The sequence below is a fragment of the Devosia sp. GW821-FHT12F11 genome, from assembly GCF_058806655.1.
The window spans coordinates 236,117-252,380 of the sequence record NZ_JBXAPX010000002.1 but is presented as its reverse complement, the minus strand read 5'-3'; the positions used below and the strand labels follow the sequence as shown (position 1 = coordinate 252,380).

Here is a 16,264-nt window from a genome sequence, read left to right as displayed (position 1 = left end):
TTCAAACGTCTGCATCAGTTCGCGGATGGGTTGATTCATCCGCGGTGTCAGGTTCGGCACTCGATCGCGCCCCGCCCGCCGGCTGTCACCCCAGCGAAAGCTGGGACCCAACTCACTGCTGGCACGGGCCGCGAGACGGATCCCGGCTTTCGCTGGGATGACGCCGTGGTGGTGTCGACCATCTGTGACCCAAAAACCAAGGTTCCGGCCGGCGCCTGGGAGGGAACGCCGGCCGGGGGAGGGGCAGGGACTTATTCGTCCATGCCGATCAGGCCGCGGAAATTGCCGCGTGGGGTCGCCTGCACTTCGACCGGGAAGGGCTGCTTGTAGAACAGCTGGTAGCCCTGGTCGGAGATGATGAAGTAGGGCAGGTCGGACGCAAGGATCGTCGCCGCCTTCTGGTAGGCGGTGGCGCGCGCCGCCTGGTCGAGCGACGAGCGGCCCTCCTGCAGCAGCTTATCGACCTCGGGGTTGGAATAGCCGCCCCAGTTGGTCGAGCCGCCGGTCGACAGCTGGCCAAACAGCAGCCGGTCCGGATCGACGATGTTGAGCCAGCCGAGCAGCGCGATCTGGTGCAGGCCCTTCTGCACATAGTTGGTGGAGAAGGACGGCCAGTCGGTGATCTGCACCTGCGCATCGACGCCGGCGGACTGCATCAGCGCCTGGGTCAGCTCGACCGATTGCACGCGGTTGGGGTCTTCGCTGTGGGTGGAGAGCGTCACCGTCAGCTTCTTGCCATCCTTGTCGAGGATGCCGTCGCCGTCGGTATCCTTCCAGCCCAGCTCGTTGAACTTGGCCACCGCGCCTTCGACGCTGAAGGTCGGCTGCTTGATATCGGCCGAATAGGCCCAGGACGAGGGCAGGATGATCGACGACGCGATCTCGTCGACGCCCTGGTAGATGTCGTTGACGATAGAATTCTGGTCGATCAGCATCGAGAAGGCCTGCCGCATGCCGGGGTCGGCCAGCACCGGGTCCTTGACGTTGTAGTTGATGTAGGTGACGCCCAGCCCGGCCGTGATGACGTTGCCGAACCGGGCATCGGCCTTCAGCCGGGCGATATCGTTGGGCGACAGCGGCGACTGGATCACGTCGAGGTCGCCGGCTTCGAAGGCCTGGGCGCGGGCCGAGTTGTCGCCGATGATCTTGACGGTGACATCGGTCACCTCAGGGGCGCCGCCCCAATAGCTCGGGTTGGCCTTGAGCACGATGTCGCTGCCGCGGTTCCAGGCGGTGAGCACCATCGGGCCTGCGCCGACCGGATCGGTGGCCGGATCCTTGCCTGCCTCGACCGCCGCCTTCGACACGATCCCCTTGTCGAGATAGCTGAGGAGCGGCGCATAGGGCGCCGACAGGGTGAACTTCACCGTCTGCGGGTCGATGGCCTCGATCTTGCTGATCGGGCTGTAGAGCGCGCGGTCCGGGGCGTTGAAATCGGGGTTGATGACGCTCTCATAGGTGTAGACCACGTCATCGGCGGTGAGCGGGGTGCCGTCGGAGAACTTGAGGTCCGGCCGAAGCTTGAAAATGTAGGTCTGCGGGTCGGGCGATTCCCAGCTCTCGGCCAGATCCGGCACCGCTTCGAGCTTGGCCGTGAGGTGCACGAGGCCTGCATAGATCAGGTCGGCGGTGCGATAGGCGGTGGTGTCCCGCGTCAGGCGCGGATCGAGCGTGCCGGCATCGACGTCGGTGCCGATGACGATGGCTTTGTCCTGGGCCAGCGTGACGGTCGCCGGCATCGCCCCCAGCGCCACGATGGCGGTGGTCAGCAGCAGTAGTTTGTTCATTCCCGTTCCCCTGTGAACTTTGTTGCAGTCATTGCCCTGCCGCCTTCAGGAACAGCTACGTTCCACCCTCGAAGGGAGACAGGGATTGGTTGGTCTCACCCCTCGGCGACGCCCCTTTCGGCGGCATCGCTGCCGCTTTCGGGCCCCGTTTCATTGCCGGCAATCTTGCTGCGGCGGAGGTCGGCGAGGTGCGGCACCAGCACGCCCTCCAGCGCGCCCGGATCCGGCGCATGCCGGTATTCGAAGCAGGGCACGCCTGGCTGGACCAGGTCGGCCACATGGTCGGCGCCCGAGGCAAAGATCACCGCGTCGCACTGCGCAATGACCTCGCCGAGGTCCGGCGAGGACAGCCAGGTGACGCGGATATCGGAGACGTGCGGCGCGAACTCGCGCACGCTCGGCCGCATGATGGCGATGTATTCCTCGAAATAGGTCACTGCGGCGATGCGGGTGCGCGGGTCGAGCCCGGCCAGCGCCTGCCGCGTGCGCACCGACGGGATGAAGCGCAGGCCCAGCACCCGCGCCGTGGGGATCAGCGCCTGCACCTCGGCTTCGCGATGGAGGAAGGTGAGGACGATATCGGCCTCGGTGCTGATCCGGCGTAGCTCCTCGGTCACCCTGAGGGAGTCGAGCGTCACCAGTTGCACCTGGTCGTTGGTCGCCAGCACCGGTTTCAGCTGCGCCACATAATCCCGCCCTGGCCCCTCGAAGATGGCGACGAAAACGATCTTCAACCCGGCCTTGGGGCGGCGCAGCAGCGATTGCGCGTTGATCATCGAATTGAGGGTGAGGGTGGAGATGCCGAGCTTTTCGGCCTTGCCGATCAGCACCTCGATATCGGCGCGGAGCGAGGAGACGGGCAGGTTGTCGATGCTGCGCTTCTTCACGTCGGAAACGGCGAAGGCGCCGAGCCCGTGCTTCATCTCGACGAGGCCGGCGTCGCGCAGCCGCTGATAGACCTGGGCCACTGTCATCGGGGCGATGCCGAGTTCGGCGGCGAGCTGGCGGACCGACTGCAGGCGGGTGCCATGGGCGATGCCGCCGAACGACAGCGCATAGCTCAACAGGCCATAGAGCTGCGTGCCGACCGGCACGGGCAGGGACTTGTCGATGCTGTTGGCGTCGAATGAGAACATGTGTTCTATCCACCTGATACACCAGGACGGTAGCGTTCCCTTTCCTCGATGACAATCGGGTGCGTACAAAATTCATGCAGTTGCGTTCGACTGCTCAAATGTCATGCAAAACATCGGGAAATCAGGGGTTTGGCGCGGCTAGAAGGCAGAGTTCCGCGTCGGTATGCAACGAAAGTCGATCTGTGCCACTGGCGGTGAGCCGGCTGATGGTGTTCTAGTTTTCTATGTCAATCAGGGGGCGATGGCGGCGATGAGCATGCAACTGGGATTGGAACTGGCGCGGCTGACGGCCGGCCTCGACCGGCTCTATCGCGATGTGCCACGCACCCAGAGTTTTCTCGATCGCGAGGGGCTGATCCCGGTCGCCATGGCGCAGGTCGAGCCCTATGCGCTCGCCAATTACGGCGAGGCGCGCGACCGGCTGGAAGCACTTGCGGCGCGTATTCCCGGCGAGGCCGAGAGCGAGTTGCGCCGCGCCTACCTCAGCGAAATGCTGGATTCGCTATTGGCGCTGCTGGATACCTTCGAGGGCCGGCAGATCTCGTATGCCGAGAGGCTGCGCCGGCAGATGCGGGTCGACACGCAACTGGTGAGTGACGAAATCCTCAATGGCTACCGCCGGACCATCCGCGAAAACCTCGACGAACTGGGCTATCGCGGCGGCTCGCTCGCCGAGGATGTCGGGCGGTTCGAGGCCGATACGCTGGTGCCGGCCGACCAGGTGCTCGCCACCATGGGCGAGGTGACGCGCGAGGCGCGCCGCCGCACCAGCGAGATGATGTACCTGATGAACGACGAATGGCTCGAGCCGGTGCGGCTCGATGATGTGCCGTTCACCGCCTATTGCGATTTTCCCGAGCGCAAGATGCGGCTCAACCTCGCGATGCCCTTCACCCGCTCGGCCATCAAGCACCTTGCGTGCCACGAGGCTTTCCCCGGCCACCTCGTGCATATGGCGCTGCGCCAGCGCTATGTCGCCGAAGGCAAGATGCCGCTCGACGGCGCGCAGGTGGTGACGAGCTCCGCCAGCAGCGCGCTGTTCGAAGGCATTGCCGATAATGGCTGGTTCTTCCTCGATTGGATCAACACCCCCGAGGACGTGGTGGGCATGACGCTCGAGCGGTTGCGCGCGGCGCTCCGCTGCAACGCCGCCTGGATGCTGCATGCCGAGGGCCGTTCGCACGAGGAGGTGGCGCCGATCATCGCCGAGGCCGGCTACCAGGATCTCGAGACGGCGAAGAACCGCATCGCCTTCCTCCGCCATGGCCTGAGGGCGCCGTTCGTCTATGGCTACTGGTGCGGCGATACGTCGACGCATGCGGTGTGGGAGAAGGTGCCCAAGGAGCGCCGCACCGAGTTCTGGGCCTATCTCTACGGCAACATGCACACGCCCTCGACGCTGCGCGATTTCTGGACGGTCTGATGGCTTCGCTCGACAACCATTGGCCGGCCTTTCTCGCGTTGGTGCGCCAGCCGGGTCCGGTTGAGCCGATGTTCGATTTCGTCGCCGGGCTGATCGGCGAAGCGATCGGCAGCAAGCTCACCACGGCGACGCTGTTCGATGTGCCAGCCGGTCGGCTTCGCCGTCTCTACACCCAGAACGCCGAGGCCTATGCGGTCGGCGGCTTCAAGCCGATCCCCGACAACAAGTGGACCGAAACGCTGATCGGCCGGCAGCAGATCTATACCGCGCTCAGCCTCGAAGCGATCGCCGTGGATTTTGCCGACTGGCAGCTCATCGGCTCGCTCGGCTGCGAGTCCATCGCCAACCTGCCCATTGTGGTCGGCGGCCAGACCATCGGCGCTTTCAACCTGCTGCATGAGGCGGGCTACTACTCGCCTGAGCGGTTGAGCCGGGTGGGCGAAGTGATGCCGTTTGCGACGATGGCCTACGTCGCGGGGCTGTATGAGGGTACGCGGTAGCGTCTCGATGATCCCGTCCCCGAGGTCGGGTCTGTCCGAGAGACGTAGCCCGGCTGCGCCGCCCGTACTGGCGGAGGCCATGCCGGGCGGTGTGATGCCGCGTGGATGCCGGCCGGCAAGGAGCCCGGACTGTCGGCCATTCCGTCAGGCCGCCGCGGTAAACCGGAACCGCGTGCCATCCTTGCCGTCGGGCGTCGGGCCGGGGCGGTCGGCCCTTACCGCGCCGTCCGGCGCGATGCGGAGGAACCGGTGCGTGGCGAGCGCCATCAGTGTCACTTCGCCGGTCGGGGTCTCCATCCACTGGAAATGCCTCGCTGTGCCGGCCACGCCGTCGACGGTGATCACGCCGCCCGCCGTCACTGACAGCACGCCGGCGGCATGACGCAGGACGACGCGACCGAGGCCGACCGGCTCGACGGTGAACGGCTCGGGCGTGCCGCCGATGACGGTGCCCAGCTCGGTGGCGAGGCCGATATGCGCGGCGTTCGCCAGGACGAGCATCCCTCTCTGCCCCTCGGGGATCGGGCGCATCAGGCCGCGTGGACAGGGCTCGTCGATGCTCACCCGGTCGAAATCGGCGTAGCCGCCCTCTCGGTCCTCCTCGTTGTAGGCGAACAGCGCATAGCGGATGCCCTGGAAGGTCTTGAGCTGGAACACCATGGTCATCGGCTCGCCGATGGGCGTGAAGCTCTCGCCATCGGCCGAAAAGCTGAGCTGTGCCTGCTCGGTCAGGAAGTCGCACTCGGCGCGCAGCCAGACGCGTGGCCCGGCCGCCGGCACCGTGATCGCCCGGCCGGTCTGGTAGTCGAAGGCGCGGATCTCGAAACCGCTGCCGGTGCGGGCGAGGCCGACCCAGCGCCAGGGCATGCCGAGCAGCGCCAGCCCCGCCACGTCACCTGGGGCCAGGCCGCTTCCCTCGAGCTCGGTCGTAGCCGTCGATAGCGGCCCGACAGCGCGCTGCGTCAGCGTATTCTTCGCCCACCAGAAATCGCTGGCGGGCAGCGTGTGTAGCCTGAGGTGACCGGGCCGCTCGCCGAGCGACCACTTGCTGTCGACCGGCACATGGTTCCACTGCCAGAGCGGATTGAGCGCGGCGCCGTCGAAATCGTCGCTGCGCTTGGGCCAGGGCAGGGCAACCGGCGAAGGCGATGCACTGCTGGGCTTGATCCAGGTGCGCGGGGTGCGACCAAGGTTGCCGGGTAAACCGAAATACGGCCAACCATCTTTCCAGGTGATCGGCGACAGGCAGGTCAGGCGGCCGAGCGAGTTGTAATCCATCATCGACCAGCCCCACCACTCGCCGTCAGGGGTATCGACAATGCCGCCCTGGTGCAGGTTGAGCCGGCCGTTGGCGGCGGGGTTGGGCGGCACCAGCTCGAAGGGTGGCTCGAGGGTGAAGGGGATGCCGGCGCCCTTGATTTTGTAACCTTCGACGAGCCCGAAATCCTCGTCGATCGAGATCGCCGGGTTGATTTCCCAGGGGCCATCGAGACTGTCGGCGCGGGCGCAGGGCATGCGCATCGGCCCGGCGAACCACGCGCTGGTGATCAGGTATTTGCCGTCGACCTTGTAGAAATGCGCGCCCTCGCCCATCAGGCTGTCGGGCGGCGTGAGGTCGCGTTCGGAGCCGGGGATGACCCGATGCAGGCTCTGGTCGAGCTCGGCGATCCTGAGGTTGCGATAGCCCCAGACCACATAGGCGCGCCCGTCATCGTCGAAGAACACTGTCAGGTCGTGGTAATTGTACTCGGCCTCGGTGCGCGTCCAAGGGCCGGCCGGGTCGGTCGCGGTGAAGATCTGGGTCTTCTGCCCGTTGACGTTGGAGAAGATGTAAAAGGTGCCGTCGCGATAGCGGATGCACGGGGCCCAGATGCCCTGGCCGTAGATTTCCCCACCCTCGAGCCGGAAGGCGGGCCCTAGGTCGAGCCGCTCGAAGGCGTAACAGACGAGGGTCCAGTTCACCAGATCGGTGGATCGAAGCACCGGCAGGCCCGGCATGCAATGCATCGTCGTGCCCGTCATGTAGTAGACGCTGCCGACCCGGATGATGTCGGGGTCGGAGAACTCTTCGTAGAACAGCGGATTGGTGAATGTCCCGTCGCCGTTATCCGCGGTCCAGGTGGGCTTTGCCGGTGTCATGGAGTGTTCCGTCAAGAGGGGGGTGTGAATCGGCCGCTGCTTCCGGCCCGTCTCTACCTCAATAGGCGATATGGATCACATACAAGGCCGGACTTGCGATGGATTGCGTAGACATTTTGTCCGATTGTACGCAATCCGTGGCCGGGCCCATATTGCCCGTGCTAGCATCGTCCCTGAGTTGGTTGCGAGTGAGGGTCTGCCGGGTGGAAGCGGGCGGTCTGTTCCAGGCCTCGGTGCCGTTGGGGCTCTATACGAGCTTCAGCGTCTGCGCCCCGTGCGGCTTGCGAGCCGTCGATGGCGTCATCGGTCTGCTCGATATGCCCGATACATTCCTCGATCCGGGACGGGTGAAGGCCGGGCTTCTCTGGTTTACCGGCGGCTTCGTCGAGTATCGCTTCCCCTATCGCTCCGGCCCACCGGTCCGGGCCCTCGAGTTCTCCATGGAGCTTGGATCCGATGCGCCCGGAACCTCGCCCGATTGGCCGAGTGCGATCTCGATTTGGGTCAATGACGTCGAGCTCGGCAACTGGACCCTGCGGGCCAGCCGCTATCGTCAGGACGAGCCGAGAGGCGGCTGGGCGCGCTACGGATCCGATCACGGCGAACTGACCAACTGGCGCGTCACCAGCGCCGGCAGCTTTCTCGATGGACAGAAAATCTCGTCGGTGTCGCTGGCCGACCTGCAACTCGATGCGGCCCAGTCGATTCGGCTGCGCATCGGCGTTGCCGCCGACGCCGCCTGTCCCGGCGGGGTCAACATCTTCGGACGCGGCTTCGGGCATCACGACCAGGAGATCATCATGCGACTTGAGACGCAGGACTGAACCGGGGCAGACGGTACGATCTGCCATATGTACCGTATATTCCGGTATTGATCGATTCTGGGCGCGGGACGGGTCAAGCGGCCGCGGGTGGTCGCGATGGCATCCGCCGTGAGGCGGACGATGCTCCGGTCCGACGCCGGGTTGATCTATTAGTACGCTGAAACATATGCACTATCTGAGATGTAAGGATTGGCCGTTGCGGCTGTTCCTGACCTGACGGGGTGGCGCGATACACGAGCCTCGCCTCCCTCGGTATTCATATTAGAATATCCGATGTACATCTAAACACAAGTTGACAAGGAGGGCTTCGCGGATAGGATGGCGCCCGAAAGCGGTGGAGCGCTTTCGGGATGGGAGCGCGAGAGGCGCTGCCGCCGTGGGAGGAAAAACAAAATGGATAGACGCAGCTTTCTGCTGGGTACTGCTGTCGGTGCCCTTACCGTTGCCGCCAATGGTTTGGCTTTTGCGCAGGACGCCGGAGGTACGGCGCCGGATCTGGCGCAGTTCCCGCGCGGCGAGACGGTCATCGTTCACAATCCCGAAGGGATCATCCGCAACCCGGGCTGGTTCAACCTGTGGGCCGTCGGCGCCGGCAACGGCACCAGCAACGGGTTGCACAACCTGACCACCGATACCTTGTGGTTCATCGATCCCGATGCGGGCATCGAAGGGGCCAGCGAGAACGCGGTCTACAACTCACTCGCTGACGATCTCTGGCAATACAATGCCGACTTCACCGAGATGACCGTCAAGCTCAAGCAGGGCATCTTCTGGAGCGACGGTGTTGAGTTCACCGCTGACGACGTGGTGTTCACGGTCGAAAAGCAGAAGGCCACGCCGGGCACGCCCTATAATGGCGCCTTCAGTGCGCAGGTCGCCGAAGTCACCGCGCCCGACAAATACAGTGTCCACTTCAAGCTCAATGCGCCGAATTCGCGCTTTCATGCGCTGTTCTCGGTGCGCTGGACGGCCGCCTGGATCATGCCCAAGCACGTCTATGAAAAGGTCGAGGACATCCTCACCTATGACGCCAACCCGCCGGTCAGCATCGGGCCCTATACGCTGCATTCGTTCGATCCGAACGGCACCTGGTACATCTGGCAGAAGCGTGAGGACTGGCAGCGCACCGCGCTCGGCATGATCGCCGAGCCCAAGCCGAAATTCATCATCTACCGCAACAACATCACCACCGATAATCGCCTGATCGAGATCCGCAACGGCAACCTCGACATGGTGCACGACCTGACCCCGGAAGGCACCTTCGCCGTGGTCAAGGACGATCCGCAGATCCAGGGCTGGTTCCCGGGCTTCCCCTACGCCCACCCCGATCCGACCCTGCCGATGATTATCTTCAACCACCAGAACGAGAAGTTCCAGGACAAGCGCGTGCGCTGGGCCCTGGCGCTGATGCTCGATGCGCGCGCCATGTCGATGGCCTCGTATCGCGGTGCGGCGACGCTCTCGGCCATCTCGGTCCCGCCGACCGGCACGCATCCGCGCGACTATCATGCGCCGCTGCAGGACTTCCTGATCAACTACGAGGTCGACACCGGCACTCGCAAGATCAAGCCGTACGACCCCAATATCGGCCTGCAGATTGCCGACATGGTGCGTCCACAGTTCGGCGACGCCGTGCCGACCGATGAAGCCGCGGTGCGCAACGCCTTCGGTTACGGCTGGTGGAAGCAGGATGTGGCGGCGGCAGAAGAACTGCTCACGGCAGCCGGCTTCACCAAGAACGGCAACCAGTGGATGATGCCGAACGGCGAGCCGTTTGCCTTCGAGGTGATGGTGCCGCAGGAAGGCGTGATCAACCGTCTCGGCGTGATGATTGCGCAGATGTGGTCGCAGGCCGGTGTGCAGGCAACCGCGCAGGTGGACAGCGATACCTGGGGCCGGCAGCGCGTCGGCAACTACGAAACCAACATCGCCTGGGCGGTGGAAACCTGGGGCGGTCACCCCGACCTCAGCTTCTTCCTCGACAGCTACCACTCGGCCTATGTCGCCAAGCCCGGCGAGTCGCAGCCCGACCGTAACTGGATGCGCTGGACCGATCCGCGGCTCGACACCATCATCGAGAACATCCGCAAGATCGACTTCAACGATCCCAAGGGCATCGAGTACGGCCACGAGTTCGTCAAGCTGCACCTCGAAGAGATGCCGAACATCCCGATCATGGCCTACAACGTGTTCTCCATTCAGTCGAACCGCTTCTGGACCGGCTGGCCCAATGCCGAGAACCCTTACGCCAATCCGGTCACCAACTGGTCGAACGGGCGTTACATCTTCACCCAGATCAGCCCCGTGGCTGGCTGACCGCTCTCCCAGGGTGAGAGGGGGCGCGGCGCTTTCCGCGCTCCCTCCCGCCTTTTGGTGGCCTATCGAGCCCTCGAGGCGCCATCAGAACGCGGGATCGTTGCCGTCGCCGGTGGGCCGGCCGGCAGGCAGCCCGATCTGTGCAATCCCGCGACCGAATGCGCCATGCTGCAGCGCGGCCGCGGGTGTGTGAGGAGTATTTATGCAAGGCTATCTATGGTTCGCCGCCAAGCGGTTCGTTCAGCTATTGGCGGTGATATTCTTCGGCGTATCGGCCATGTTCGTGGTGACCTACCTGTCGCCGATCGATCCCGTCGAACAGGTGCTCGGCCGGTTGTCCGCCCGCTCCAACCTGTCGCCTGAGGCCATCGCCGCCACTCGCCTGGCGCTGACCGAGATGTTCGGCACCGACCAGCCGGTGCTCACTCAATATGTCAACTTCTGGAGCCGGCTGCTGCGCGGCGACCTTGGCGCGTCGTTGATGGCGTTTCCGACGCCGGCAATGGAACTGGTGCTGCGGGCGCTCCCCTGGACCCTGGGGCTGCTGCTCACCTCGACCGCCATCACTTTCGTCGTCGGCAACCTCGCCGGCGGGCTCGCCGGCTACTTCCAGAACAGCCGCCTGCTCAAGGCCTTCGGCATCGTCACCATGGGGCTGCAGCCGATCCCCTATTACATCGTCGCCTTCATCATCCTGATCGTCTTCGGCTACCTCTGGCCGGTGCTGCCGATCTCCGGCGGCTTCGCCATGGATGTGCGGCCGGGCTGGACGCTGGGCTTCATCCTGTCGGTGCTGCAGCACTCGCTGCTGCCGGCGCTGTCGCTGGTCCTGGTTGGCCTGGGCGGCTGGTTCATCGGCATGCGCGCGCTGGTCTCCAACATCGTCACCGAGGATTACGTGACCTACGCCGAACTCGCCGGTGTGCGGCGCGATACCATTGTCGGCGACTACGTGATCCGCAACGCCCTGGTGCCGCAGGTGACGGCGCTCGCTATGGTCATTGGCGGCGTGTTCTCCGGCACAGTCATCACCGAGCAGGTGTTCAACTATCCGGGCATGGGGTCACTCCTCGTCGATGCGGTGAATGCCGGCGATTACTCGACCGTGCTGGCAGTCTGCACCATCTCGATCGCCGCGGTCGCCCTCGCCATCTTCATCGTGGACCTGCTGCACCCGCTGCTCGATCCGCGCGTCCGGGCGGAGTAATCCCAGATGTTTGCCGTCCTTCGCGATCTCATCCGCTACAACGCCGAATTCACCATCGGGCTGATCCTCGTCGGCATCGTGGCGATCTTTGCGGCCCTCAGCTTCTTCTCGCCGGTCGATCCCAGCCAGATCTACCTCGCCATTCCCGACCAGCCGCCCTCGGCGCAATACTGGTTCGGCACCAATTCGCGCGGCCAGGATCTGTTCTGGCAGCTCTCGGCGGCGTTCAAGAACAGCCTGATCTTCGGCATCACCGTAGCGGTGCTGAGCCGCATCATCTCGATCGCGGTGGGGCTCGCGGCCGGCTATCTCGGCGGCTGGGTAGACCGGGTGCTGATGTTCATCAACGACATCTTCGTCGCCGTGCCGATCTTCCCGATCCTGGTGCTGTTCTATTTCGTGCTGCGCAACCACATGGACAGCTTCACCATGGCGCTGATCATGGCCTGCTTCGGCTGGCCGTTCGATGCGCGGCTGATCCGCTCGGTGGCCCTGGGGCTGAAGCATCGCGAGTTCACCCGCCACGCGGTGTTCGCCGGCATGAGCACCCGCAAGGTGCTGCTCGAGGAGCACCTGCCTTACGTGATGCCGATCGTGTTCTCGACCTTCATGAACAACATGCTGTGGTCGATCGGCATGGAGGTGACCCTCGCCGTACTGGGCTTCACCAACATCAACAACCCGACCATCGGCACGGTGCTCTACTGGGCCAACTCGCACTCGGCGATGGTGGTTGGCGTGTGGTGGTGGGTGGTGATCCCGGTGGTTCTGATCGTCATCACCTTCATCGGGCTGTTCCTGCTCGCCGTCAGCATGAACGAATATATCGATCCGCGCAGCCGGCTGCGCCGCATGGGAGCCTGACGCCATGGGCGACAACATTCTCGAAGTCGAGGCGCTCAAGGCCTATTACCAGATGAGCTATTTCGGGGTGAACCGCGAGGTCCGCGCCGTCGACGGCATCACCATGAAGGTGAAACGCCGCGAGGTCTACGGCATCGCCGGCGAGAGCTCGTCGGGCAAGACCAGCTTCATCAAGGTGCTGGCCGCCGCCATCCGGCCGCCGCTGCGGGTTATCTCGGGCAACGCCACCTATGATTTCGGCGGGCAGCGGACCGACGTCACGGTGGCGACGCCGGCCGAGATCGACGCCATCCGTTGGCGGCACCTCAGCTACATCATGCAGGGCTCGATGAGCACGCTGAACCCGGTTCGCCGCATCGGCCGCATCTTCGAGGATTTCGCCGCCCGGCCGCTGGGGCTTTCGGGCAGCGCCTTCCGCCAGCGCGTGGTCGAGCACCTTGGCCATTTGAAGCTCTCGCCGAACGTGCTCAACGCCTATCCGCATGAGCTCTCGGGCGGCATGCGGCAGCGCGTCACCATCGGCCTCGCCACCGTGTGCAAGCCCGACTTCATCATCGCCGACGAGCCGACCACGGCGCTCGACGTCGTCGTGCAGAAGGATGTGCTGTCGCTGATCAAGAACCTGCAGACCGAAATGGGGTCCTCGATCGTCTTCGTCACGCACGACATGAGCGTGCATGCCAATATCGCCGACCGCATCGGCATCATCTATGCCGGGCGCCTGGTCGAGGAGGCGCCGACCCGCACCTTGTTCACCGCGCCCAGGCACCCCTATTCGGCTCACCTCGTCGCCAGCCTGCCGCGGATAGGCGATACGACACAGCGGCCGGCGCTCGAGGGGCGGCCGCCCAGCCTCGCCGCGCCGCCCGCCGGGTGTCGCTTCCACCCCCGCTGCCCGCTCGCCATCGACAAGTGCAAGACCGAGGCGCCGCCGCTGGTGGCGGTCGGCACCGATCACCGCAGCGCCTGCTGGCGCGCCAACGATGTCGAGCCGCTGGTGCCGGGGCACAGCCGCGCAGGAGTAGCCGCATGAGTTCGCTGCTCGAAGTTGCCGATGTATCCAAGCGCTTCCAGATGGGCGGTATCCTCGGCCGCCAGGAGGTTCGGGCCGTCGACCAGGTCAGTTTCGCCATCGCCGCCGACAAGCCGGAGATCTTCACCATCATCGGTGAGAGCGGTTCGGGCAAGACCACGCTGGCGCGCATGATCCTGGGGCTGGAGCGGCCGAGCACCGGCCGTATCCTGTTCCGCGGCGAGCCGGTACACCATGAAAACCGGGCCGACCGGCTGAAGTTCATGGCCAAGGTGCAGCCGGTCTTCCAGAACCCGTTCGAGGCGTTCAACCCCCTGAAGCGGGTCGACCGCTACCTGCAGTCGACGGCGCGGCGCTATCTCGGGGCGCGGGACAAGGCGGCGATCGATGCCGCCATGGATGGTGCACTGCAGAAGGTGGGCCTGAGCCTCGCCGAGATCGCCGGCCGTTTCCCGCACGAGCTCTCCGGCGGGCAACTGCAGCGCGTGGCCATCGCCCGGGCGCTGATCCCCAATCCACCGCTGCTGATTGCCGACGAGCCGGTGTCTATGGTCGATGCTTCGCTGCGCATGGCGATCGTCAATCTGCTGAAAGCGCTGCGTGACGATTTCGGCGTCTCGGTCATCTACATCACCCACGACCTCGCGACGGCCTACTACATCTCGGACCGGCTGATCATCATGCAGAAGGGCAGGGTGGTGGAGATGGGGCCGGCGCGAACGGTGCTCGATGCGCCGGAACACCCGTACTCTCAGCTCCTCAAGGCCTCGGTGCTCTCTGCCGATGACGCCGGCGCCGGCAAGTTGTCACCAGCCAACGATCTGCTGCAACTGAGCGACGAGCGGCTGGCGCGCGCCGATAGCAGCCGGCTGGAAGAGCGCGAGGATGGGCGGCGGGTGCGGGTTTAGGGCGGGGCGAGGGCCATTGTGCCCTACAGGACCCCTCACTTGCAAAATCTAAGGCTTAGCCAAACGGCTAAACCTTAGATTTCGCTTTCTCCCCCGCCAAGGGGGAGAATGGTCGGTGGCTTCCATTCGCATTGGCGCATCAGTCGGGAGTCTCCCCTTGGCGCGGGAGACAGCGAAAACTTGGGCTTAGCGCAGCTAAGTCCTTAGTTTTCGCAAGAGAGGGGGTCCTGGGAGCCCCCTGGCATCTGAAGTCCCTCAGCTCGCGATCGCCGCCCGCGAGCCGCGCAATTGCTCCAGCACGTGGCGGCCGGCCCCTTCGACATGCTGCTCGGCCAGCGCCGCCGCCCCGTCCGCGTCGCCGGCCTTGATCAGCCGGATCAGCTCGCGATGCTCGCGCATCAGTTGCGAGCGCCGGGCCAGGGTGAAGTTGTAGCTGCGGGTGACGGCCCGCAGCACCTCGCGGTTTCGCCACCAGATCTCGGTAGCCAGCCGGTTGTAGTGCCGCTCGTACATGAGGGTGTGGAACTGCGTGTCGAGATCGCTGTGCAGCACAGGATCGGCGAAGTCGTTGGCTTCCATCGCCTGCTGCAGGCTCTCGAGCCCGGCGATGTCTGCTTGAGTGGCCATCCCGACGAACCACCTGACGAAGCGGGGTTCGAGCGCCACCCCGATCTCGTAAATGTCGCGCACAAAATCCTGGTCGATCGCTCGTACCCGCGCGCCGCGATTGGGCACGAAGGTCACGAACCCCTGGCCGCGCAGCAATTGCAGAGCCTCGCGCACCGGGTTGGACGATGAATGGTGACGACTGGCAAGGTCGGCGACCACCAGGCGCTCATTGGCTTTCAGGCGGCCCGAAATGATGTCGTCGCGGATCAGTTCGTAGACCGTGGCGCCTTCCTCGGAGGCGCCGGCGGCGTCAATCCCCAGCGGTGGCTTGGCGTGGTAGTCACTCATGGCGTACTTGACCGCATCGGCAGTTCCTCGAGGCGCTGGCGCACCTTGGAAGCCGACCATGTTCCGCCGTCAGTGGTATTTCAAGGTGTGAAAAGACAGAGCGATCAGATCGAGGCGCGAACGACTACTGGCATGGAAACCAGGTGCTCGCCGCTGGTGTCGGGCGATAGCAGCAGCCTGACCGAGGCCCTGCCCATCTCCTCGTGCGGCAGCGCAATGGTGGTCAGCCCCGGGCGCAGGTAGCCGGCGATCTCGTCATTGTCGAAGGCGACGATGGAGATGTCGCCCGGAACAGCCCGCCCGACCTCGGCCAGCGCCTGATACGCGCCGAAGGCGAGGCGGTCGTTGAGGCAGAGCAGGGCCGTGACGTCGGGGTGTTGCGCCAGCACCTTGCGGGTCAGCTCGAAGCCGTGCTGCGGCTCCCATTCCCAGCAGCTCTCCTCGGTGGCGAACCGCAGCTTGTGCTTCGCCATCGCGGCGTGGATGCCGGCAATGCGCCGCCCCACCGTGTCCGAGCGGAACAATCCCTGTTCGGCGATCCGGTTGTGACCGATCAGGGCGATGCCGTCGCGATGGCCCGCCGCGTAGAGCAGCTCCACCGCAGTGTGGCCGCCGGTCAGCTCGTCCGGCAAGACCGATAGCGGGAAGCGGCTGCTGGTGCCGTTCAGCATCACCACGCGCGTCGCAGCCGGGAGTGTCGGCACGAAGATCTCACGGGCCCGCATGGCGGCGAAGATGATGCCGTCCACCTGCCGGTCGAGCGCCGCTTCGATCGCCTGCACTTCGCGGTCGGGCTCGCCCCCGGTTTCGAGCAGCAGCAGCACATGGCCAGCCTCCTGCGCCGCGGCGAGGGCGCCACGGATCAGGCCGTTGGCGTAGCGCGTGGTGGCGACGTAGTCGGAGATGAAGGCGATGGTCCGGGTCTTGTCGGTGCGCAGCGCCTGGGCCGCGAGGTTGGGGCGGTAGCCCAGCTGCGCGGCCGCCTCGTGGACACGCCGATGCGCCTCGGCCGAGAGCCTTGTATCGGGGCGGCCGGTCAGGATCATCGAGGCGGCGGCCGAGGAAAGGCCGGCGAGCCTTGCAACATCGGCGAGGGTAACGCGCTTCTTCGACAATCCCGCCATCGCTCCAGCTTCGCTCGGACTTTTCTTCATAGAAGGGGCGGACGCG

At 65.0% G+C, this 16,264-nt stretch carries 13 protein-coding genes; 8 read left to right on the top strand and 5 right to left on the bottom strand.

What is annotated here, in order from left to right:
- Nucleotides 1-251: 251 nt before the first annotated feature.
- Both AC1ROK_RS06815 and AC1ROK_RS06810 read right to left on the bottom strand, forming a co-directional pair.
- On the bottom strand, nt 252-1,787 hold the full coding sequence (locus AC1ROK_RS06815; protein ID WP_492845152.1) for an ABC transporter substrate-binding protein: 1,536 nt from the start codon (nt 1,785-1,787) through the stop codon (nt 252-254).
- Between the two features lie 95 nt (nt 1,788-1,882).
- On the bottom strand, nt 1,883-2,923 hold the full coding sequence (locus AC1ROK_RS06810) for a GntR family transcriptional regulator (protein WP_492845150.1): 1,041 nt from the start codon (nt 2,921-2,923) through the stop codon (nt 1,883-1,885).
- A gap of 256 nt (nt 2,924-3,179) precedes the next feature.
- Here AC1ROK_RS06810 and AC1ROK_RS06805 point away from each other — a divergent pair, with 256 nt between their 5' ends.
- The gene (locus AC1ROK_RS06805) at nt 3,180-4,346 is read left to right on the top strand and encodes a hypothetical protein (protein ID WP_492845148.1); all 1,167 of its coding nucleotides are present in this window, start codon (nt 3,180-3,182) and stop codon (nt 4,344-4,346) included.
- Nucleotides 4,346-4,846 (top strand): hypothetical protein, encoded by a 501-nt coding sequence (locus AC1ROK_RS06800; RefSeq protein WP_492845146.1) that lies wholly within the window; start codon nt 4,346-4,348, stop codon nt 4,844-4,846. Before AC1ROK_RS06805 ends, AC1ROK_RS06800 begins: the two co-directional genes overlap by 1 nt.
- A gap of 144 nt (nt 4,847-4,990) precedes the next feature.
- Here AC1ROK_RS06800 and AC1ROK_RS06795 read toward each other — a convergent pair whose 3' ends face one another.
- Nucleotides 4,991-6,985, bottom strand: coding sequence for a family 43 glycosylhydrolase (locus AC1ROK_RS06795; RefSeq protein WP_492845144.1), 1,995 nt, complete (start codon nt 6,983-6,985; stop codon nt 4,991-4,993).
- Nucleotides 6,986-7,188: 203 nt separating this feature from the next.
- On the opposite strand from AC1ROK_RS06795, the gene AC1ROK_RS06790 reads away from it, so the two are divergent.
- From AC1ROK_RS06790 to AC1ROK_RS06765, 6 genes are all read left to right on the top strand, one after another.
- Nucleotides 7,189-7,809 (top strand): hypothetical protein, encoded by a 621-nt coding sequence (locus AC1ROK_RS06790; protein WP_492845142.1) that lies wholly within the window; start codon nt 7,189-7,191, stop codon nt 7,807-7,809.
- A 393-nt stretch (nt 7,810-8,202) separates the two neighbouring features.
- On the top strand, nt 8,203-10,125 hold the full coding sequence (locus AC1ROK_RS06785) for an ABC transporter substrate-binding protein (RefSeq protein ID WP_492845140.1): 1,923 nt from the start codon (nt 8,203-8,205) through the stop codon (nt 10,123-10,125).
- Between the two features lie 202 nt (nt 10,126-10,327).
- Nucleotides 10,328-11,332 carry an ABC transporter permease gene (locus AC1ROK_RS06780; RefSeq protein ID WP_492845138.1) on the top strand — a complete coding sequence of 335 codons (1,005 nt, stop codon included), beginning with the start codon at nt 10,328-10,330 and terminating at the stop codon, nt 11,330-11,332.
- Between the two features lie 6 nt (nt 11,333-11,338).
- Entirely contained in the window at nt 11,339-12,196 is an 858-nt protein-coding gene (locus AC1ROK_RS06775) for an ABC transporter permease (protein WP_492845136.1), read from the top strand.
- Between the two features lie 4 nt (nt 12,197-12,200).
- Nucleotides 12,201-13,229: an ABC transporter ATP-binding protein gene (locus tag AC1ROK_RS06770; RefSeq protein ID WP_492845134.1), complete on the top strand. Its 1,029-nt coding sequence runs from the start codon at nt 12,201-12,203 to the stop codon at nt 13,227-13,229.
- The gene (locus AC1ROK_RS06765; RefSeq protein ID WP_492845132.1) at nt 13,226-14,137 is read left to right on the top strand and encodes an ABC transporter ATP-binding protein; all 912 of its coding nucleotides are present in this window, start codon (nt 13,226-13,228) and stop codon (nt 14,135-14,137) included. Before AC1ROK_RS06770 ends, AC1ROK_RS06765 begins: the two co-directional genes overlap by 4 nt.
- A 255-nt stretch (nt 14,138-14,392) precedes the next feature.
- Here AC1ROK_RS06765 and AC1ROK_RS06760 read toward each other — a convergent pair whose 3' ends face one another.
- Both AC1ROK_RS06760 and AC1ROK_RS06755 read right to left on the bottom strand, forming a co-directional pair.
- Nucleotides 14,393-15,094, bottom strand: coding sequence for a GntR family transcriptional regulator (locus tag AC1ROK_RS06760; protein WP_492845130.1), 702 nt, complete (start codon nt 15,092-15,094; stop codon nt 14,393-14,395).
- A 104-nt stretch (nt 15,095-15,198) separates the two neighbouring features.
- Nucleotides 15,199-16,209, bottom strand: a complete 1,011-nt coding sequence (locus AC1ROK_RS06755) for a LacI family DNA-binding transcriptional regulator (protein ID WP_492845128.1) — start codon at nt 16,207-16,209, stop codon at nt 15,199-15,201.
- Between the last annotated feature and the right edge of the window lie 55 nt (nt 16,210-16,264).

What these genes read in the sequence shown, in the direction of transcription:
- AC1ROK_RS06775 (WP_492845136.1), top strand. Translation starts at nt 11,339, where the DNA reads ATGTTTGCCGTCCTTCGCGATCTCATCCGCTACAACGCCGAATTCACC.
- AC1ROK_RS06805 (WP_492845148.1), top strand. Translation starts at nt 3,180, where the DNA reads ATGCAACTGGGATTGGAACTGGCGCGGCTGACGGCCGGCCTCGACCGG.
- AC1ROK_RS06770 (WP_492845134.1), top strand. Translation starts at nt 12,201, where the DNA reads ATGGGCGACAACATTCTCGAAGTCGAGGCGCTCAAGGCCTATTACCAG.
- AC1ROK_RS06765 (WP_492845132.1), top strand. Translation starts at nt 13,226, where the DNA reads ATGAGTTCGCTGCTCGAAGTTGCCGATGTATCCAAGCGCTTCCAGATG.
- AC1ROK_RS06785 (WP_492845140.1), top strand. Translation starts at nt 8,203, where the DNA reads ATGGATAGACGCAGCTTTCTGCTGGGTACTGCTGTCGGTGCCCTTACC.
- AC1ROK_RS06780 (WP_492845138.1), top strand. Translation starts at nt 10,328, where the DNA reads ATGCAAGGCTATCTATGGTTCGCCGCCAAGCGGTTCGTTCAGCTATTG.
- AC1ROK_RS06815 (WP_492845152.1), bottom strand. Translation starts at nt 1,787, where the DNA reads ATGAACAAACTACTGCTGCTGACCACCGCCATCGTGGCGCTGGGGGCG.
- AC1ROK_RS06760 (WP_492845130.1), bottom strand. Translation starts at nt 15,094, where the DNA reads ATGAGTGACTACCACGCCAAGCCACCGCTGGGGATTGACGCCGCCGGC.
- AC1ROK_RS06795 (WP_492845144.1), bottom strand. Translation starts at nt 6,985, where the DNA reads ATGACACCGGCAAAGCCCACCTGGACCGCGGATAACGGCGACGGGACA.
- AC1ROK_RS06810 (WP_492845150.1), bottom strand. Translation starts at nt 2,923, where the DNA reads ATGTTCTCATTCGACGCCAACAGCATCGACAAGTCCCTGCCCGTGCCG.
- AC1ROK_RS06800 (WP_492845146.1), top strand. Translation starts at nt 4,346, where the DNA reads ATGGCTTCGCTCGACAACCATTGGCCGGCCTTTCTCGCGTTGGTGCGC.